At 37.6% G+C, this 18,702-nt stretch carries 18 protein-coding genes and 1 tRNA gene; 3 read left to right on the top strand and 16 right to left on the bottom strand.

The window, feature by feature from the left end; all coding sequences use genetic code 11:
* Positions 1–87 precede the first annotated feature (87 nt).
* From CVT13_RS04405 to CVT13_RS04380, 6 genes are all read right to left on the bottom strand, one after another.
* Positions 88–1,890: a biotin/lipoyl-containing protein gene (locus CVT13_RS04405; protein ID WP_107811748.1), complete on the bottom strand. Its 1,803-nt coding sequence runs from the start codon at positions 1,888–1,890 to the stop codon at positions 88–90.
* A gap of 122 nt (positions 1,891–2,012) precedes the next feature.
* Entirely contained in the window at positions 2,013–3,401 is a 1,389-nt protein-coding gene (locus CVT13_RS04400) for a TRAP transporter large permease (RefSeq protein WP_054196248.1), read from the bottom strand.
* On the bottom strand, positions 3,401–3,910 hold the full coding sequence (locus CVT13_RS04395; RefSeq protein WP_021090735.1) for a TRAP transporter small permease subunit: 510 nt from the start codon (positions 3,908–3,910) through the stop codon (positions 3,401–3,403). Before CVT13_RS04395 ends, CVT13_RS04400 begins: the two co-directional genes overlap by 1 nt.
* 9 nt (positions 3,911–3,919) lie before the next feature.
* Positions 3,920–5,260 (bottom strand): sodium-dependent transporter, encoded by a 1,341-nt coding sequence (locus CVT13_RS04390; RefSeq protein WP_107811747.1) that lies wholly within the window; start codon positions 5,258–5,260, stop codon positions 3,920–3,922.
* Positions 5,260–6,591 (bottom strand): sodium-dependent transporter, encoded by a 1,332-nt coding sequence (locus tag CVT13_RS04385; RefSeq protein WP_107811746.1) that lies wholly within the window; start codon positions 6,589–6,591, stop codon positions 5,260–5,262. The genes CVT13_RS04390 and CVT13_RS04385 overlap by 1 nt, the downstream gene beginning before the upstream one ends.
* Positions 6,588–7,934: a sodium-dependent transporter gene (locus CVT13_RS04380; protein WP_107811745.1), complete on the bottom strand. Its 1,347-nt coding sequence runs from the start codon at positions 7,932–7,934 to the stop codon at positions 6,588–6,590. Before CVT13_RS04380 ends, CVT13_RS04385 begins: the two co-directional genes overlap by 4 nt.
* Before the next feature lie 205 nt (positions 7,935–8,139).
* On the opposite strand from CVT13_RS04380, the gene CVT13_RS04375 reads away from it, so the two are divergent.
* The 3 genes from CVT13_RS04375 (at position 8,140) to CVT13_RS04365 (ending at position 9,490) form a co-directional block, all read left to right on the top strand.
* Positions 8,140–8,442, top strand: a complete 303-nt coding sequence (locus tag CVT13_RS04375; RefSeq protein ID WP_004317263.1) for a F0F1 ATP synthase subunit C — start codon at positions 8,140–8,142, stop codon at positions 8,440–8,442.
* Positions 8,443–8,486: 44 nt separating this feature from the next.
* Positions 8,487–8,571: transfer RNA gene (locus tag CVT13_RS04370), tRNA-Leu, on the top strand.
* Positions 8,572–8,626: 55 nt separating this feature from the next.
* Positions 8,627–9,490, top strand: coding sequence for a VIT1/CCC1 transporter family protein (locus CVT13_RS04365; protein ID WP_107811744.1), 864 nt, complete (start codon positions 8,627–8,629; stop codon positions 9,488–9,490).
* Here CVT13_RS04365 and ribD read toward each other — a convergent pair.
* From ribD to lpxC, 10 genes are read right to left on the bottom strand one after another with little or no spacing between them, the layout of a single operon-like run.
* Positions 9,487–10,548, bottom strand: a complete 1,062-nt coding sequence (gene ribD, locus CVT13_RS04360) for a bifunctional diaminohydroxyphosphoribosylaminopyrimidine deaminase/5-amino-6-(5-phosphoribosylamino)uracil reductase RibD (protein ID WP_107811743.1) — start codon at positions 10,546–10,548, stop codon at positions 9,487–9,489. The two genes, CVT13_RS04365 and ribD, sit on opposite strands and share 4 nt — an antisense overlap.
* Before the next feature lie 15 nt (positions 10,549–10,563).
* Positions 10,564–11,115: a hypothetical protein gene (locus CVT13_RS04355; RefSeq protein ID WP_107811742.1), complete on the bottom strand. Its 552-nt coding sequence runs from the start codon at positions 11,113–11,115 to the stop codon at positions 10,564–10,566.
* A gap of 12 nt (positions 11,116–11,127) precedes the next feature.
* A complete protein-coding gene (locus tag CVT13_RS04350; RefSeq protein WP_107811741.1) occupies positions 11,128–12,777 on the bottom strand; it encodes a formate--tetrahydrofolate ligase in 1,650 nt (549 codons plus the stop codon).
* Complete coding sequence (gene rimP / locus CVT13_RS04345) at positions 12,778–13,194, bottom strand: ribosome maturation factor RimP (protein WP_009294319.1); 417 nt, start codon at positions 13,192–13,194, stop codon at positions 12,778–12,780.
* Positions 13,187–13,552 (bottom strand): 30S ribosome-binding factor RbfA, encoded by a 366-nt coding sequence (gene rbfA, locus CVT13_RS04340; RefSeq protein ID WP_021090755.1) that lies wholly within the window; start codon positions 13,550–13,552, stop codon positions 13,187–13,189. The genes rimP and rbfA overlap by 8 nt, the downstream gene beginning before the upstream one ends.
* Positions 13,549–16,197: a translation initiation factor IF-2 gene (gene infB, locus CVT13_RS04335; RefSeq protein WP_107811740.1), complete on the bottom strand. Its 2,649-nt coding sequence runs from the start codon at positions 16,195–16,197 to the stop codon at positions 13,549–13,551. Before infB ends, rbfA begins: the two co-directional genes overlap by 4 nt.
* Entirely contained in the window at positions 16,184–16,438 is a 255-nt protein-coding gene (locus CVT13_RS04330) for a hypothetical protein (RefSeq protein ID WP_084108762.1), read from the bottom strand. Before CVT13_RS04330 ends, infB begins: the two co-directional genes overlap by 14 nt.
* 21 nt (positions 16,439–16,459) lie before the next feature.
* Positions 16,460–17,344 carry a homoserine kinase gene (gene thrB, locus CVT13_RS04325; RefSeq protein WP_107811739.1) on the bottom strand — a complete coding sequence of 295 codons (885 nt, stop codon included), beginning with the start codon at positions 17,342–17,344 and terminating at the stop codon, positions 16,460–16,462.
* Between the two features lie 8 nt (positions 17,345–17,352).
* Positions 17,353–17,754 carry a glycoprotease gene (locus CVT13_RS04320; RefSeq protein ID WP_107698137.1) on the bottom strand — a complete coding sequence of 134 codons (402 nt, stop codon included), beginning with the start codon at positions 17,752–17,754 and terminating at the stop codon, positions 17,353–17,355.
* 41 nt (positions 17,755–17,795) lie between these two features.
* Entirely contained in the window at positions 17,796–18,680 is an 885-nt protein-coding gene (lpxC, locus tag CVT13_RS04315) for a UDP-3-O-acyl-N-acetylglucosamine deacetylase (protein ID WP_107698138.1), read from the bottom strand.
* Positions 18,681–18,702 lie beyond the last annotated feature (22 nt).

Genomic DNA, 18,702 nt, shown 5'->3' with positions numbered 1-18,702 from the left:
TTTTCATTTCTTTATAACTTCTGACCTAAAAGTCATCAAAATGTTAATCAAATTTCGCTTAACACTATCTTTTTAAAAGTGGCAAATTTATTTAAATTTAGCCACCACTTGATTGTTCGCGACGCTTTGACCTTTGCTAACTTCAATAGAGCCTATCACACCATCTTTTGGGGCTTTGACCTCTATCTCCATCTTCATCGCTTCAAGCACGACTACAGCTTGCCCTTTTTTGACATGGTCTCCTGCGCTTACTAAAATTTTATGCACAGCGCCCGGCAAGCTAGCAACGATATCATTTGCTGTTGCGCCTGCTGCTGCACTTTTAGCATTTTTTACGCTCTTGCCTTCAACTTCGGTGATTGATTTTACTTGGATACTATCGTTAAAGCCTTCGCTCACTTCGACATTGTAGCGACTACCATTTACAACGACACTATATCTGCCACTTTGAGTTTGTCTGCATTCATTTGCCTTAGCGTTTGGATCGATTTTTCTTACATTTACTTTGGCTTCGCCTTTTAAAAACGCGATACCTTTTTCTTTACAAGCTGCTGCTATAAAGACGTTTTCTTCGGTGACTTTGATCTTATTTTGTTTTAAAATTTCTTTCACGTGTGCAAGTGACTTGCTCTCATCTTTATCAGCTATATCAACTGCGTGTTTTGTAGTTGGTTTTAAGCCTAGTTGCTCGCTAGCAAGCTTCATAATCTCTTTATCAGGCGTAACTGGTGTCTTGCCAAAGTAGCCAAGCACCATTTTGCCGTATCCCTCGGCGATCTTCTTCCACTTGCCAAACATTACGTTATTAAATGCTTGTTGGAAGTAAAACTGACTAACCGGGGTCACTGAAGTGCCGTATCCACCCTTTTGCACTACTTCACGCATAGCAAGGATGACCTCTGGGAATTTATCTAAGATGTTGTTATCTCTCATCATCTGAGTATTTGCAGTAAGCGCGCCACCAGGCATCGGTGAAAATGGTATGAGTGGGCTTACTTGAACGGCCTCAGGCGGCAAGAAGTACTCTTTTAAGCAGTCATTCAAAACGCTTTCATATTTTAAAATTTTCTCCACGTCAAGTCCGCCAAGATCGTAGTTTTTGCCTTTGACTGCGTGAAGCATGGTTAGGATATCTGGCTGACTTGTGCCACCACTTACTGGGCTTGCAGCTAGATCTATGCCATCAACGCCGGCCTCAAGCGCTGCAAGATAGCAAGCCACACTTACGCCTGCGGTTTCATGAGTGTGAAGTCTGATGTGAGTTTTTTCTGGCAATAATTTTCTAGCCATTTTTATGGTTTCATAGACCTTTTGTGGGCTACTTGTGCCACTTGCATCTTTAAAGCAAACGCTGTGATAAGGGATATTTGCGTCTAAAATTTCTCTTAAAATTTTCTCATAAAATTTAACATCATGTGCTCCCACACAGCCACTAGGCAGATCCATCATTGTAACAACAACTTCATGTTTTAGTCCGTGATGAGCGATCCTCTCGCCTGAATATTTTAAATTTTCAACGTCATTTAGTGCGTCAAAATTTCTAATGGTGGTGGTTCCGTGTTTTTTGAAAAGCTTTGCGTGAAGGTCGATTAGCTCGCGGCTACCAGTATCAAGTGTTACGGTATTTACGCCCCTGCTTAGGGTTTGAAGATTTGCTTTTGGTCCTACGATGCTTCTAAATTTATCCATCATCGCAAAAGCATCTTCATTTAGGTAAAAATAAAGGCTTTGAAATCTCGCTCCGCCACCAAATTCAAAATGCTCTATGCCAGCCTCTTTGGCCGCTTCAAGCGCGGGCAAAAAGTCGTTCATAAGCACTCTAGCGCCATAAACTGACTGAAAGCCATCTCTAAAAGTCGTATCCATAACATCGATAAATTTCTTCGCCATTACCCACCTCATTAATTTTATAAATTTATTTAAAGAATTCATAGAAAATGGCTAATCTGGTTAGAAACTCAAATTAGCCATTTTGCTTGTTTCTTGGTATTTTACAACCAAAAACTTTTATATCATTTAAAAAGTGAGAGCAAGAAGTTTAATAATCCGCCGTGGCTCGCATCAAGCATTGGCTTTAATTCCATTAGAAAGACGCAGAAAAATACAAGTACAGCAAGCTGAATAAAAATATAAGGCACAACGCCTTTATAAATAGCAGTCGTTTTTATCTCAGCTGGTGCGACTGACCTTAGGAAAAATAAGCTAAAACCAAATGGCGGCGTCAAAAATGAAGTTTGTAAATTCATAGCAACTAAGATTGCTAGATAAATTGGATTTATACCAAGCTTTGCGGCTATTGGTACCAAAATAGGAAGCACAATATATGAAATTTCAACAAAGTCGATAAAAAAGCCAAGCACAAAGATAACAACCATGCTAAAAATGATAAAGCCCCACTTCTCACCTGGCAAATTTGTCATAAATTTTTCAACAATCTCATCTCCACCAGTATAACTAAATACCATAGAAAAGGCTGTCGCGCCAACAAGTATAGCAAAGACAAGTGCTGTAGTTTTTACGCTTTCAGCCAATGCCTCTTTTATCATAGAAAATGAAAATGTCCTATAAAAAATAGCTAAAATAATGGCTCCGACGCAGCCAAAAGCTGAACTTTCAGTTGGTGTAGCGATACCTGCAAATATAGAACCCAACACGCAAATAACCAGTAAAAGCGGTGGAAAGATAGCGATTAGTGCTCTCATAATCTGCTTAAATTTACTAACACCGCTCTCATCTTTTACTACCGGTGCAGTATCTGGTTTCAAATAAGCAACAATCAAAATATAAATGATATAAACTGCTACTAGTGTGAGTCCTGGGATGATGGCTTGATGAAAAAGCTCACCAACTGGCACTGAAAATATATCACCCAAAATAATCAACACGATAGAAGGTGGAATGATCTGTCCAAGCGTACCAGCAGCACATATAGTACCACAACCTAGCGCTTGGTCGTATTTATACTTTAACATAACAGGCAAGCTTATAACGCCCATTGCAACGACACTTGCACCAACAACACCAGTTGAAGCTGCAAGAAGTGCTCCAACCAAGATAGTGCTAATAGCAATGCCTCCGCGAATTTCTCCAAAAAGCATACCCATACTCTCAAGCAGCCTCTCAGCTAGTTTTGACTTTTGAAGCACAACGCCCATAAAGACAAAAAGTGGAACTGCTATAAAAATTCTACTCTCCATGATAGAAAAAATTCTATAAGGCATGAAGTTAAACATATCTTTGAAAACTTCAATACTTCCAAGTAGTCCGTCTCCGTCTCCAATGCTCTCAACAATACTGCCAATCATGCCAAATATCATCGAAACCGCACCAAAGGTAAAGGCTACTGGAAAGCCAATACCTAGCATCAAAAGTGCAGCTATAAACATTATCAAGCCAGCCATTATTCCCCCTTTTTAGCTTTTTTGTAAAGATTAAAATTTCTTATAAAAAAGCCAATCGCAAAAAATACAAGTAGATAAAAAGAAAAAGGAATAAGTGCTTTTATGATCCATCTGTGAGTAAGACCGCCTGGATCCGCACTAGCTTCAGCTGAAGTATAAGCATCACTCACGAATTCAAATGATAAATTTGAAACTAAAAGTGCAAATGGAATTACAAAAATAACAGTTCCTATCATATTTACAAGAGCTTTATTTTTTGGTGAAAATTTAGCATAAAAGATATCAACTCTAACGTGCGCATCCTCTTTTAATGCATAGCTCATGCCAAGCAAAAATATTACAGCAAAAAAATGCCACTCAAGCTCCTGAAATGCAACATTTCCATAAGAGAAAAAATATCTTGCCACAACGTTAAAAAAGACGTCTATTATCATCAAAGCCATAATAAACATGCAAATATAGCCGACTATGTCGCCGACCTTATCAAAAAATTTCTCAACTTTTTGCATAACCAACCCTTAAAAAAACAATTTATTTATCATGATGATAAATACGCAAACTGGTGCCACATATCTTAATAAAAAATACCACGCGCTAAATACAAAGTCGCTCATATATGGACTAAATAGCACATAAAGTGCTTCTCTTTTCATAAAATATCCAACAAATATCGCTCCACCAATACCACTAATTGGAAGCAAAACATTTGAAGCGGTAAAGTCAAGAAAATCAAAGAAATTTTTACCAAAGAGCATAAATTTGTCGCCAACATTTTCTATATTTGATAAAAGACATAAAAATCCTAACACAAAAACACCAGCTCCAACTATGCTAAGAGCTTTTATCCTGCTAATGCCATACTCTCTGATCAAGAAAAATACGAACGGCTCTACGATAGAGATAGCCGAAGTAATGCCAGCAAAGATAAGTGCAGCAAAAAATGCCACAGCTAAAATTTGACCTATCATACCAAGCTTAGCAAAGAGCGTTGGAAGCGAGATAAAGACAAGCCCTGGTCCTTGAGACGGCTCTGCGCCAAATTCAAATATAAATGTAAAGATAACAAGACCCATCATAATGGCTAGGACGATGTTTATAAAAACGATACTTAGCGTAGAAGTAGCTAAATTTGTATCGTCACTTAGGCTAGCCGAATATGTAATGATCGCTGCCATACCAAGAGATAGTGTCCAAAAAGCAAGCCCAAGAGCAAGCAAGAGCGAGTTAAATGAAATTTTACTAAAGTCAGGAACAAGTAAAAACTCAGCAGATTTTGTAAAGCCATTCATCGTCATAGAAAAAATAAGCATGATTAAAACCATGATAAATAGGCTTGGCATCATCCAAACATTTAGCTTTTCAATGCCACTTTTCACTCCTTTTGAAAGGATAAAAAAGCAAGCTACAAATGCTATAACAAAATAAAGTGTCTGCTCGCCAAGACCATGTGTAAGAAGCTCGTTAAATATTACTTTTGAACTTTCTATATCGTTTGGAAGACCGGTAAAAGATAGTGTGAAATACTTAAAGACCCAGCCGATGATAACAATATAATAAGATGAGATTATAGCTGCGGTTACCATAGCTAAAATTCCAACTAGTTGCCATAAATTTTTATTTTTATTCGCTAACTTTCTAAAGGCATTTACACTATCGCTCTCACTAAGTTTGCCAATACTTAGCTCTGCCATAAAGATAGGTATGCCAACTAAAAACGTTATCAAAAGATATAAAATAACAAATGCCGATCCACCATTTTCACCGACCATATATGGAAATTTCCATGCATTTCCAAGTCCAACCGCTGATCCTGCAACTGCTAAAACATAACCTATTTTAGAAAACTGTTCTTTTGCCATTATGCAATCTCCCTTACTAACACCACAAAAACTAGAACTGGTGCTACAAACCTTACTAAAAAATACCAAATTTTAAAAACAACCTTACCCATATAAGGCAAGAATAGCTCTTTTAAAAGCTCAAATTTCATAAAGTATCCAACAAAAATGGCAAATATAATGCCACCAAGTGGGAGCATAATGTTTGAGCTAAGATAATCAAGCAAATCAAAAAAGCTCTTACCAAAAAATGTAAGTGGCTCCTTAAAATCGCTGATGCCGCTTAACGCACATAAAATTCCTAAAACATAAACTACGGCACCAACAATAATAATTGATCTATTTCTACTAAATCCCAAGCTTTTATTTAAGAAAAATATAAATGGTTCAACTAGTGAAATAACCGATGTTATACCAGCAAAAAATAGAGATGTAAAAAATGCAAAAGCTAAGAAATTTCCAAGCAAACCAAGCTTTGCAAAAAGCGTTGGAAGCGAGATAAATGCTAACCCTGCACCCTTTGATGGCTCTGAGCCAAATTCATAGGTGAATGTAAAAACTATAAGCCCTATAATTACGCTAATAATTATATTTGCAAAGACTACATAAAGTGATGAAGTGAATAAATTTGTATCATTGCCTAGGCTTGATGAGTAAGTTAAAATGCAGCCAATGCCAATACACATCGTAAAAAAAGCTAACCCAAGAGCATTTAAGATAGCGCTTTGATCTATCTTTGAAAAGTCTGGCACTAGTAAAAATTTAGCCGCCTCATCAAATCCATTCATACCAAAAGAGTAGCCAAGCATAAGCAAAAGTAAAATAAAAAGTGCTGGAATGAGATATACATTTATACGTTCTATTCCACTTTTTATACCTTTTGTAAGTATAAAAAAGTAGGCAAAAAAAGCGATACTAAAATACAAAATTTGCTCCTCTATGCCCTTTGAAGTAAAATTTACAAAAAGCGCTTCTGAGCTTGCCATATCTTTTGGAAGCTCACCGAGACTTAAGATAACGTATTTTAAAACCCAGCCAATAATAAGCGTGTAAAAAGATGCGATAAATAACCCTGTCACCATCACAACACCAGCAAATTTCCAAGAATTTGCCCCCTTTGTAGCTAGACTCTTAAATGCTCCAACCGTGTCAAGGCGTGAAATTTTACCCATTGCCATCTCAGCAAAAAATATGCTAAGCCCAACTACAAAAGCAAAAAATAGATATATAAGAATAAATGCTGAACCACCGTTACTACCGACCATATATGGAAATTTCCATGCATTACCAAGGCCAATAGCCGCTCCAATGATAGAAAGAACAAAACCAACTTTACTAAATCTATCCATCATCTACCTGCTATTTGATAGATCATGATGGCGCAAATTGCGATTGGTACGATGTATCTTAAAGCAAAATACCAAATTTCAAAAAATACTTTTCCCATAAATTCGCCAAAGAGTAGATATAGGCTCTCTTTTTTAAGTTTATAGCCAACAAAAAAACTAAAAATTATGGCGCCTATTGGCATCATTATATTTGAAGTAAGAAAATCAAGCGCATCAAAGACTGGCTTACCAAAAATACTAAAGATATTAGCCGTCTGTGCATAATATGAAAAAATACAAAAAAGGCCTAAAATATAGACAAAAATTCCAATATAAACAAGAGCCATCTTGCGTGAAATTTCAAATTTTCTAACCAAATAATAAGCAAATGGTTCAATCATCGAAACAGCACTTGTAACACCAGCAAATAAAAGTGAAACAAAAAATGCGATGGCCATGACATTGCCAACTATCCCAAGCTTTGCAAAAAGTGTAACAAGTGAGATAAAAATAAGCCCTGGGCCACTTGCCGTGCTATCAGCTCCATAAGCAAATATAAATGTAAAGACCACAAGCCCCATCATAACGCCTATTAATATATTTATAAAGATGATAGAAAGCGTTGATTTTATAAGATTTGTCTGCTCTGGTAAATTTGCAGCGTATGTCGGTATGACGCCAACACCCATAGATAGCGAGAAAAACGCAAGTCCAAGAGCTTGCAAAACAACATCTGGCGTGATCGCGCTAAAATTTGGTACAAATAAAAATTTAGCCGCCTTAACAAAGCCATCACCCATGCTAATTGCATAAAAAAGTATACAAACAAGCAGTATAAAAAGACCCGGCATCATCCAGATATTTAGCTTTTCAATGCCACTTTTCACACCTTTTGAAACAGCAAAAAATACCATCAAAAAGACTAGACTAAAGCAAAGCACGGCACTGGTTAGATCATTTGCCAAAAGTGTATTAAACTGCGCTGCTGCTTCTTTAGTATCAGCCAAAAGTGGCGAAAAACTAAGATAAATATACTTTAATATCCAGCCAATGACAACCATATAAAATGAAGCAATAAGTATCGCTCCTATCATAAAAAAGCCTGAGAAAGACCATATTTTTTTGTGTTTTGGAGCAAGTTTATAAATGGAGCTTACAACGTCACTCTCACCAAGCTTACCAATGCTAAGCTCCGCTAAAAACGCTACAAAAGCGATAGCAAACGTGAGAAGTAAATATAAAACTATAAACGCTGAACCGCCATTGTTTCCTACCATTGTTGGAAATTTCCATGCATTACCAAGTCCAACAGCCGATCCTGCCATCGCAAGAACAAAGCCTATTTTCGAAAATTTTTCATTTATCATTGATTACCTGAGATTAAGAATAAATTAATTTTTTCAAAGATAACATAAAAAAACTTTTATTTTTCTAAGCCAGGAATTTTTTATGGGCAATTTAAATTTTTAGTGTTTTTATTTGAAACAAAGTTTTGTTTTTGTAATATTACGGCTCATAAAGTTTAAGTAGGGGACAGATCCGAAAGAGCTTTAAAATTTTAAAGGAGCAACGATGAAAAAGATCGTGTTTTTAATTCTTGGTCTTGCTGCATTTGCATTTGGTGCTGACGGCGAGATGATTAGATCATATTCAGTTATCGCTGGTGGTATTGGCCTTGGCCTTGCAGCTCTTGGTGGCGCTATTGGTATGGGCAATACGGCTGCTGCAACAATTAGTGGAACAGCTAGAAACCCAGGCGTTGGTAGTAAACTTATGACTACAATGTTTATCGCTCTTGCGATGATCGAAGCACAAGTTATCTACGCACTTGTTATTACACTTATCGTTCTTTACGCAAACCCAATGCTTGGCTAAGCGTAAAGCTTAAATTTAGCCCCTTTGGGGCTTTTACTCTTTTTGCGATCATGGTGGAATTGGTAGACACGCTATCTTGAGGGGGTAGTGCCGCTAGGTGTGCGAGTTCGAGTCTCGCTGATCGCACCATCCAATCTTACACTTCAAAATCCAAAATCTTACAAAATTAAAAAAAGGGGAATTTATGCTAGATAAAAAGCGTGCTTTAAAACAGCTACAAAATGAAGCAGATGATACCGCTATCTATACATTACTCGAAGCTAGTGAAAAAAACGAAGAAAATAAAAAAATACTTCGTAAATTAATCACTGAAGAAAAACGACACTATGCTTTTTGCCAAAAGATAACAGGTGAGAGTAGAACTGCAAATTTATTCAAAGTCATCTTCTATACGATACTTGTTAAAATTTTTGGTACATCTTTTACTTTAAAATTTATGGAGTCACGTGAAGAAGACGCAGAGCAATTTTATCTTGGTATTGTTGATGAGTATCCTGAAGCTAGAGATATTTATGAAGAAGAAGTAAATCATGAAAACAATTTAATCTCTATGCTAAAAGACACAAAGCTCATAAATGCCGGCGGCATTGTTCTTGGTATGAATGACGCATTAGTTGAGCTAACAGGCACACTAAGTGGTATCGCACTTGCATTTTCAAATACAAAATCAGTTGGTGCAACAGGCCTTATCATGGGCATTGCAGCTGCTCTTTCTATGGCAGGATCAGCCTATCTTGAGTCAAAAGAAAATCCAAGCGACGAGATCAAACCGCTTACCTATTCGCTCTACACAGGTGGTTCGTACATCATAACAACGGCGTTTTTGATACTTCCATTTTTCATCTTTTCAAGTGGTCTTTACGCTGTCTTGTCGATGTTTTTCTTTGCCTTTGTTGCCATTATCACTTACAACTTTTACATAAGCGTGGCAAAAGAGCTTAAATTTTTACCAAGAGTGATTGAGATGTGTGCAATAACTTTTGGTGTTGCAATCATTTCATTTGGCATTGGCTTTTTAGTTAAGCACTATTTTGGCCTAGATATTTAATCCAAAATTTCATACCAAGTGTAGCTATCATCTCCAAAATTCCCACTAAATAGTGGCTTTAAATTTAGATCGAGGCTCAAGTTTTTACCATCCCTAAAATTTGAGCTTTGATAGATAAGTAGCCATTTTACGTTTGCTAGCTTGCCATCTTTTGTAAGTTTTAAAAACTCACCAGCACCTTCAAACATGCTAAGCCCTTTTAAGCTAAGCTTTTTTTGAATGCTTACTTTTCTATCTGGCACGCTAAAAAGCGGTATCGTCTTATCAAATTTATCACTTCTTGAGTAGATTAAGACATCTGGATTTTTGCCGCCACTTACTAGCCTGCTATCAAGCTTTGGGCGATCAACTCGCACAGTATTGCCACCGATCACTAGCGTATCTATGACGCTTCTAAGTTTATGCACATGCGTGCGGCTAAGCTCATTTGTGATGATACCACCACTTGCTACTCCATTTTTACTAATTGCGATTTTTAAAAAGCTAAAGCCACCATTTTGATAGGCCAAAAATGGCTCAAGTAGCTTATCACAGCTCTCTTTTAAAACGCCAAATTTAACTTTTATGCCAGCGCTTTGAAGTAAATTTCCACCACCACTTGCTATTTTATTTTCATCGTGGCTACCTATTATCACCTCTCTAAAACCAAGCTCTTTTAGCAAAATTGCACAAGGTGGCGTTTTACCATGATGTAAGCAAGGCTCAAGAGTGACGTAAGCTTTTGCATTTTTTAGTAAATTTGAGTGATTTTTTAGTATAAATTCATAGGTAAATTTTGGCTCCAAAAGGCCAAATTCGCCCTCTTTTATATTAGAGCTAAATTTATCGTTATACGCTTTTATAAAATCATCTTTAAATTTTTCACTTTTTTTGCAAAGCGCAAAGAATATCGCTGTCGGTTCAGCGTGTAAATATCCAGCCTTTTCATGAGCCTTGCAAGATAAAATTTGCCCATTTTCATCAAGGATAAGGCATCCAACGGCTGGATTTGGATAGGTTAATATTTGAAATTTCCAAGCCTCGCTTAAAGCAAGATCCATGTAAAATTCGTCGTTCATCTTAACAGACTATTTTTATTTTCCTATATCTTTTATTTCATCAACAAGAGTTTTTGAGATCAAGTCGATATCGGTCGGCTCATCCTCTGCGTCCCACCTAAAAGCAGCGATCTCTGCCAAAACCGCGATCTCTTTAAAATAGCTATATTTCGTTGTAGAAACTGGTATAGAGTAAGAGACCAAAAGCCTATCATCGTTATCATAAATTTTCACGCTATAGCGAAAGTGTGGTTTGTTTAACGCCTTGCCACCCCAGTTAAACCATCTTTCATAGTCCATTTGTATTTTTATCTTGAAACTATTTTCGTCCCCTAAAATACCCTGCTCTTTTAGATGTTTGTTTATAAATTCCACAAACTCATCACGAAGCTCGCTTTCATTTTTATAGTTAGTGTTGTGCTCGTATCTAGTTGGTTGATTCGTCAATGTTAGGTTAAAATCACTAACAATATATTTAGCCACGCCTTTTTGTATCGGCGTTGGCTCAACATTATATTTATATCTTCCCGAGCATCCAACGAAGAAAACACTTAAAAATATTAAAAAGAGTATTTTTACAAATTTCATATTTCTCCAAATTTAAGACAAGCCGTCGATCTTGCCGTCTGCGTCTATCCTCATATTGACAGCGGCTGGTACTTTTGGAAGTCCTGGCATTAGCATGATCTTACCGCAGACTGCGACGATAAAGCCAGCCCCGGTTCTAATATCAAGGTCTTTTACACTAAATGTAAAGCCTTTTGCTCTACCCAAAAGCTTCGCATCGTCGCTAAATGAGTACTGTGTTTTTGCGATACAAACCGGTAAGTGGCTCAAATTTAGCTCTTTTATCATCTCAAGCTTTTTAAGAGCAGCCTCTTCAAAGACTACCTCACCTGCTCCATAAATTTCCTTAGCGACCTTTTCTATTTTAGTTCTCGTATCGTCGCTCATCTCGTAGGTGAAATTTATCTTGCTTGGCTTATCACACTCTTTTAAAACTAGCTCAGCAAGCTCAAGCGCACCTTTACCACCTTTTAAGAAATTCTCACAAACTGCCACTTCTACACCAAGCTCACGGCAATACCCTTTTACAAAATTTATCTCTTCATCTGTGTCAAAGCCAAATTTATTAAGCGCCACAACTACGTTTTGACCAAATTTACCTTTTAAATTTTCGATGTGTCCGCCAAGGTTTTCGATGCCTTTTTTAAGGGCGTTCATATCAGGTTTTGTGATCTCATCTTTATTTGCTTCGCCGTTATATTTTAGTGATCTGATCGTACTTACAAGCACCACAGCGCTTGGCCTGATATCAGCAACCCTGCATTTTATATCTAAAAATTTCTCCGCACCAAGTTCAGAGCCAAAGCCAGCTTCAGTGATGACGTAGTCAGCTAAATTTAGAGCTGTTTTTGTTGCGATAACGGAGTTGCAGCCATGCGCGATATTTGCAAATGGGCCACCATGCACGAGCGTAGGTGTGTGTTCAAGCGTTTGAAATAAATTTGGCTTGATCGCATCTTTTAAAAGTATACAAACAGCGTCCTGGCAGCCAAGATCGCGTACATAGATAGGCTTTTTGTCGCTATCATAGGCGACCATAATATTTGCCACGCGTTCTTTTAGATCTGATAAGCTTGTGGCTAGACAAAGTACAGCCATGATCTCGCTTGCTGCAGTGATGTTAAAGCCATCTTCTCTTGGCACGCCATCCGTTCTGCCACCTTGACCCACAGTGATAAATCTAAGCGCGCGGTCGTTCATATCCATACAGCGCTTCCATAAAATTTTCTCTATTTTTAGTGGGTTTTCTTGATAGAGGCTATTATCTATCATCGCTGAAATAAGGTTATTTGCTGATGTTATAGCATGAAAATCGCCAGTGAAGTGTAAATTTAGATCCTCCATCGGCGCAAGCTGCGAGTAGCCACCACCTGCTGCTCCACCCTTTATGCCAAAAACCGGTCCCAAAGATGGCTCGCGAAGTGCTAGGCAGACCTTTTTATTAAGTGAATTTAGTGCGTCAGCTAGACCGATCGACATAGTCGTTTTGCCCTCGCCGTATGGGGTTGGATTAGTCGCGGTGACTAAGATGAGCTTTGAGTTTGATGGCTCAAGTCTAGGGGAAATTTTGGCCTTAAATTTACCGTAAAGCTCAAGCTCGTCTTCGTTTAAGCCTAGTCTTGCAGCAACTTTACTGATGTGTTCTAGTTTCGTTTGGTGAGTTATCTCGATGTCGCTTAGCATTTACCACTCCAAATATGTTTTTGCTTTTTTTATCTCACTGATATTGATCTCAAAAATTCCCTCTTCGTTTTCTACTGCGATGCTCTCTTCATTCGCTTTTACGAGCCTTCCTGCAAATTTCTCAGCCTCGGTTTGAACTTTTACAAGCTCACCAACACTCGCTTTAAAATGAGATGGCTTACTAAGCTTTCTCTCAAGGCCAGGCGAGCTAACTTCGAGGTTATAATCCCCACTAACTGGCGGTGTCACATCAAAGATAGGCGAGAGTAGACGGCTTACTTTTTCACAGTCGTCAAGGCTCACTCCGCCATTTTTTGTAATATAAACTCTAAAAATAGCCCTACCATTTTCATTTGCGATCTCGCTATCGTAAAGCTCGACACCGCATTCGCGTACTAGTTTGTCTAAATTATCCATTTTTGTTTAAATCCTTTGAAATTTTATCAAACAACTTATCCATATGGTTTTGATACTCTAACCTATCATCAAATTTAAAGTGAAAATTTGGGCATCTGTACCAGCCCTCAGCTGCCATGCAGTGGTTTTGCAAGTGTCTGCAAACTCGCTTTAAATGTCCCAAAATATACTCTTGTTCACGCTCATCAAAAGCCATCTTATCAAGATAAACAAAGGCGTCGTATCTGCCCTTTTTACACTCGACATCAGTGACACAAAGCCCCTTTAAAATGCTATCTTCAAGAGTAGCTAAAGCCTCTGGGATGAGCTCTTTTAGCACACTCTCTGTTCTCATACGCTTTATCTCGTTAGCGTTCATAGAGTAGCTTTCTCCTTGACTTCTTTGAAGCTTTCGATATAGTCATTTTCTCTGATGTCATTGAAATTTTCGATACCAACGCCACATTCATAACCTCTAGCAACCTCTTTGACGTCATCTTTGAAGCGTTTTAATGAGCTTACCAAGCCCTCATAAACGACCACACCTTCTCTAATAAGGCGAATTTTTGCGCCTCTGTTTATCGTGCCTTCAGTGACGATACATCCAGCGATAGTACCGACTTTTGGCACATGGATAACTTGGCGAACCTGAGCTTGACCAAGCTGCTCTTCTCTGATGATAGGTGACATTAGTCCGCCTAAAATCGCCTTCACGTCGTCGATTAGATTATAAATAACGTTGTAAGTTTTAATCTCAACGCCGCTCTCTTTTGCCTTTTCTTTTATCTCGCCAGTTGGTCTTATGTTAAAACCAAGGATTATACAGTCTTCGCTCGCACTAGCAAGTGCTACATCGCTTTGCGTGATGCCGCCAACACCTGAGTGGATGACATTTACTCTGATCTCATCATTTGCTAGTTTTTCTAGGCTTGCTTTTAGTGCCTCAAGTGAACCACCAACGTCAGCTTTGATGATGACTGGAAGCGTCTTTAACTCACCCTCAGCAATCTTAGCGCTAAGCTCGTCAATACTAACTTTTGTACTCTTACTAAGCTCTTTTTGGCGGATATATTCAGCCTTTTTCTGCGCGTATTCACGAGCCTCTTTATCAGTTTTTACGCCTATTAATGTCTCGCCTGCCTCTGCTATCTCGCTAAGACCTACTATCACACCGCATTCGCCTGGTTTTATATCTTGCAAAGGCTTACCTTGGTCATCAAGTAAGCTTCTTATCTTTCCATACGCAACTCCAGCTACGACAGTATCTCCAACATGAAGCGTGCCATTTTCAACGATAATAGTAGCTACTGGGCCACGGCCTTTTTGAAGTGAGCTCTCGATGACAGTTGCTTTTGCGTTTGCCTTTGGATTTGCTTTTAGCTCCAAAAGGTCAGCTTGTAAAAGTACGATCTCAAGTAGATCATCTATACCCATGCCTGTTTTTGCAGAGATTGGCACAAATTCATACTTTCCGCCCCACTCTGTTGGCATGATATCAAGCTCAGCAAGACCAGTCTTTACCAGGTCAGGATTTGCTGACTCTTTATCCATTTTGTTTATCGCGATGATTATTGGTACACCAGCAGCTTTTGCGTGACTAACTGCCTCTTTTGTTTGTGGTTTTACGCCGTCATCTGCTGCAACAACGATGATAACTATATCAGTTACACCAGCACCCCTTGCACGCATAGCAGTAAACGCTTCGTGACCTGGAGTGTCGATAAATGTGATGTTTTTGCCGTTTTTATTTACCATATAAGCACCAACATGCTGAGTGATACCACCGGCCTCTCCTGCTGCTACACGTGATTTTCTTATGTAATCAAGCAATGAAGTTTTACCATGATCAACGTGACCCATGATGGTTATGACTGGTGCTCTTGGCTGGAGATTTTCATCGTCTTTTATCTCTTCTTCATAGGCTGCTACGTAGTCAAATTCTTTTTGATCGTCGATGATATTAACCTCTACATTAAACTCATCGGCTAAAATTTCTATCGCATCTTCATCCAAAAAGTCATTTTTAGTTGTCATCATACCAAGCATAAATAACTTACCTATGATCTCGCTTGGCTGTTTGTTTAGCTTTTCAGCAAATTCATAAACACGAATTTCTTTTGGAATATTTATAGATGTCACAGCTTCACTGTTTTGTTTATTTTCAGGCTTTTTGTGTTTTTTTCTAGCTCTTCTTTGAATGCCGCCTTCGCCAAATGAATTTATCGTATTGTTGACCGTAGTTCTCATAACATTTGGCTGTTTTGTCTTTTGAGCAGGTGCTGGTGCTGGGGTTTTAAAACTAAAATCAGGAAGAACGACTACATCTTCATCTTCTAGTACAATGTCACCAAAATCACTTCCGCCAAGCAGATCCATCTTCTGAGCGCTATCCTTTTTACTTGCAACAACTACTTTTTTATCTTTTTTCTTTTTCTTAGCTAAATTTTCATCATTTGCTGAAAACATACTTTTAAAATCGCTTATATTAGCTATGCTTGGTTCAGGCTTTTTCTCTTCTTTTGTAGCAATTGGCGCTTCATAGTCTTTTTTCTTTTTTACTATCACAAGGCCACGTCTTTTTTGAGTCACATCGGCCAAGCTCTCTTTTGGTCTTGGAGCTTCGACTTGTTTTTGCTCTACTTTGATTTCTTCTTTTTTAGGCTCAATTTTTTGTTTTTCTTCTAAAATTTGTGCCTCTTTCTTAGGCTCAGCTTTTACCGACTTTGACTCAGTTTTAGTAGTAGCTTTTTTAGGTTCACTCTTTTGCTTTTCTTCTTTTTTTACTGACTCTTTTTCTACTTCTTTTTTAGACTCTTTTTTTGGTTTAGGTTCACTCTTTTTCTTTTTAAATTTATCTGGTATCACGCCAGTTTGAACATATTCATATATAGCTTCGGCCTCTTCAAGGCTAACTGCATTTGAGTGAGTTTTGACTTTTAATCCTAGCTCTTGAGCTTTTTCTACTATCTCTTTACTTGGATAGCCAAGCTCGTTTGCGATCTCTGAAATCCTAACATTGCTCATTTAAGAGTATCTCCTTTAACTTCGGTGCATCACAAATAAAAGCACCTTTAGTTTGTTTATCAATTATTTTTTTTAAAATTTTTATATCTTTTTGTATACATTTGTCGCACAGATAAAAGCTACGACCATTTCCTTTGCCATGCTCTAAATTTTTACCTACCAAGCGGTATCTTTTTAGCAAGCTCTGAGAAATTTTAATTTTACAAGCGACACATGTCCTTACAGGATTATTTTTGTTCATTATATCTTTTTAAACTTGTTTTTAGCTTTGCGTAATTTCGTATCCATCGTTATCAAATGAAAAAACCTCAACCCTAAAATCACTAAATTTACTCTTTAAAATATCTTGTAAATTTTTAGCGTCATCTTTGTAAGCGATATTTAAAAAGCTTGAGCCTGAGCCTGAAAGCGTGCTCATTAAAGCGCCATTTTTATAAGCTACTTTTCTAACTTCAAAAAGCTCTTCTAAAGCGTGCATTCTACGCTCTTCGTGCATCAAATCTTTGCTTGCTATTTTTAAGAGATCATACTTTTTTTCATAAAAACAAGACGTTAAAAAAGCGGCATGAGATAAGTTATTCACACACTCTTTCATCGTATAGTTATTTGGTAAAATTTGTCTTGACGAGGATGTACTCATTGGTTTATTTGGGATAACAACTACTGCCTTTATCTCATCGCTTAAATTTATTTTATTTGCGTAAACATTGCCATTTTTTACGATCGCGCTGACAAATCCACCGTGAACTGCTGGCGAGATATTATCAGGATGGGTTTCATAGATGATAGCTTTATTTAAAACTGTCTCTTTGCTTGCCTTAAAGCCAGCCATTTCGTACGCTGAAGCAATGGCTCCAACGATCACAGCGGAGCTACTACCAAGTCCCCTTGAAAATGGGATATTATTTTCAAAAACGACTCTAAAATTTTCATTTTTACCAGTTAGCTCAAAAAAAATTTCATTAAAAATACTTAAGAATATATTATTTCTCTTTAAATTTACACTTCCACTGCCTTCGCCGTTTATCGACACTGAGCTAAATTTTGCTGGCTCGATTTTTACGCTATTAAAAAGCTTCAAACTAAGCCCCAAAGCATCAAAACCAGGGCCCAAATTCGCACTTGTTGCAGGGACTAAGATATTCAAAATTTCTCCTAAACTGCTTGGATGATATAATCTGGAAGTGTATCTGAATTTAGTTTTAATTCATCTAAATTTAAAGGCAACCTAAATCCTACTGGCTCCACTTTTTCAAGTGAAATTTCGCCATCCTTTAAAACGAAGCTCAAATTTTTATTTGCCCTTATAGCTTGGCTGCCATTTAAGCTAAAGCCGCTAACCGCATAAAATTCGCAACCCTTTGCTAAAGAGAAAGTCTTTAAGATGACATAGGCCACCTTTAGCCCCATAAAACTGCCTGGCGTATTTGCATAGATAATTTTTGTGATATTAAATTTAGAGGATAAATTTTCTAAGATTTTTATCAAAGCTTCACTGACATGTTCATCAGTTGTAATTTCATCAAATTTTACGCCGTCTTTATAGACTCCAACCAAGAGCGGAGTCGATAAAGAGACAACTAAAATTTCAATATTTTCTATGCAAATACCTTTTGATACTCTTTTAGAAGTTCACCATTTAGAGTTGAGATCTCGTAGTTTTTCTCATCGGCCATCAAAGCAAGAGTTAATTTGTGATTTAGATCGTGACTTCCAGCAAATGCTGTATAATCGCCCAACAAAGGCGCCCCAAGCAAGCTTAAATCGCCAATCGCATCTAAAATTTTGTGCCTTACAAACTCATTTTCAAATCTCAAACCTTCTGGATTTAGGATATGCGTATCATCGATTGCCACGGCATTATCAAGCGATGCACCAAGAGCTAAATTTTGAGCTTGTAAACGTTGTAAATCTTTCAAAAAGCCAAAAGTTCTAGCACGAGCTATATTTTTTATAAACGAACTTTTACTAAAATCAAAAACATATCTTTGTTCACCAATAACTGGATGATCAAATTTTATCGTATAGTCAAATTTTGGACTTCTTGAAGGTGAAGTTCGTACAAATTTAGAACCCTCAACGACTTCAACTTCGCGCCTAACAAGAATTACTTTTTTGCCAGCATCAAGATATCTTATGCCAGCTTCATCAAGTAGCATACAAAAGCTTATCGCACTGCCATCCATGACAGGAATTTCATTTGCATCAACAGAAATTCTAATATTATCAATACCATAACCATTTATGGCTGACATCAGGTGTTCGATCGTACTAATAAAGCCCTTTTCGTTGCCAACAACGGTTGCCATCTGCGTATTTATAACATTTTTAGGTTCAGCTTTAAAACTAATACCAAGATCTTCGCGGTGCAAAATAATACCAGAATTTGCATCAAGAGGTTCTAGTATAAGTCTTATCGGCTCACCTTTATGAAGCCCTATACCAACGGTCTCAACGCGTCTTGCGATAGTAGTTTGTTTCAAGAATTTTCCTTATATTTTTAAT

Origin of the sequence: Campylobacter concisus (assembly GCF_003049085.1) — a bacterium.
Classification (GTDB): Bacteria; Campylobacterota; Campylobacteria; order Campylobacterales; family Campylobacteraceae; genus Campylobacter_A; species Campylobacter_A concisus_H.
This window is presented reverse-complemented; position numbering and strand designations above follow the sequence as displayed.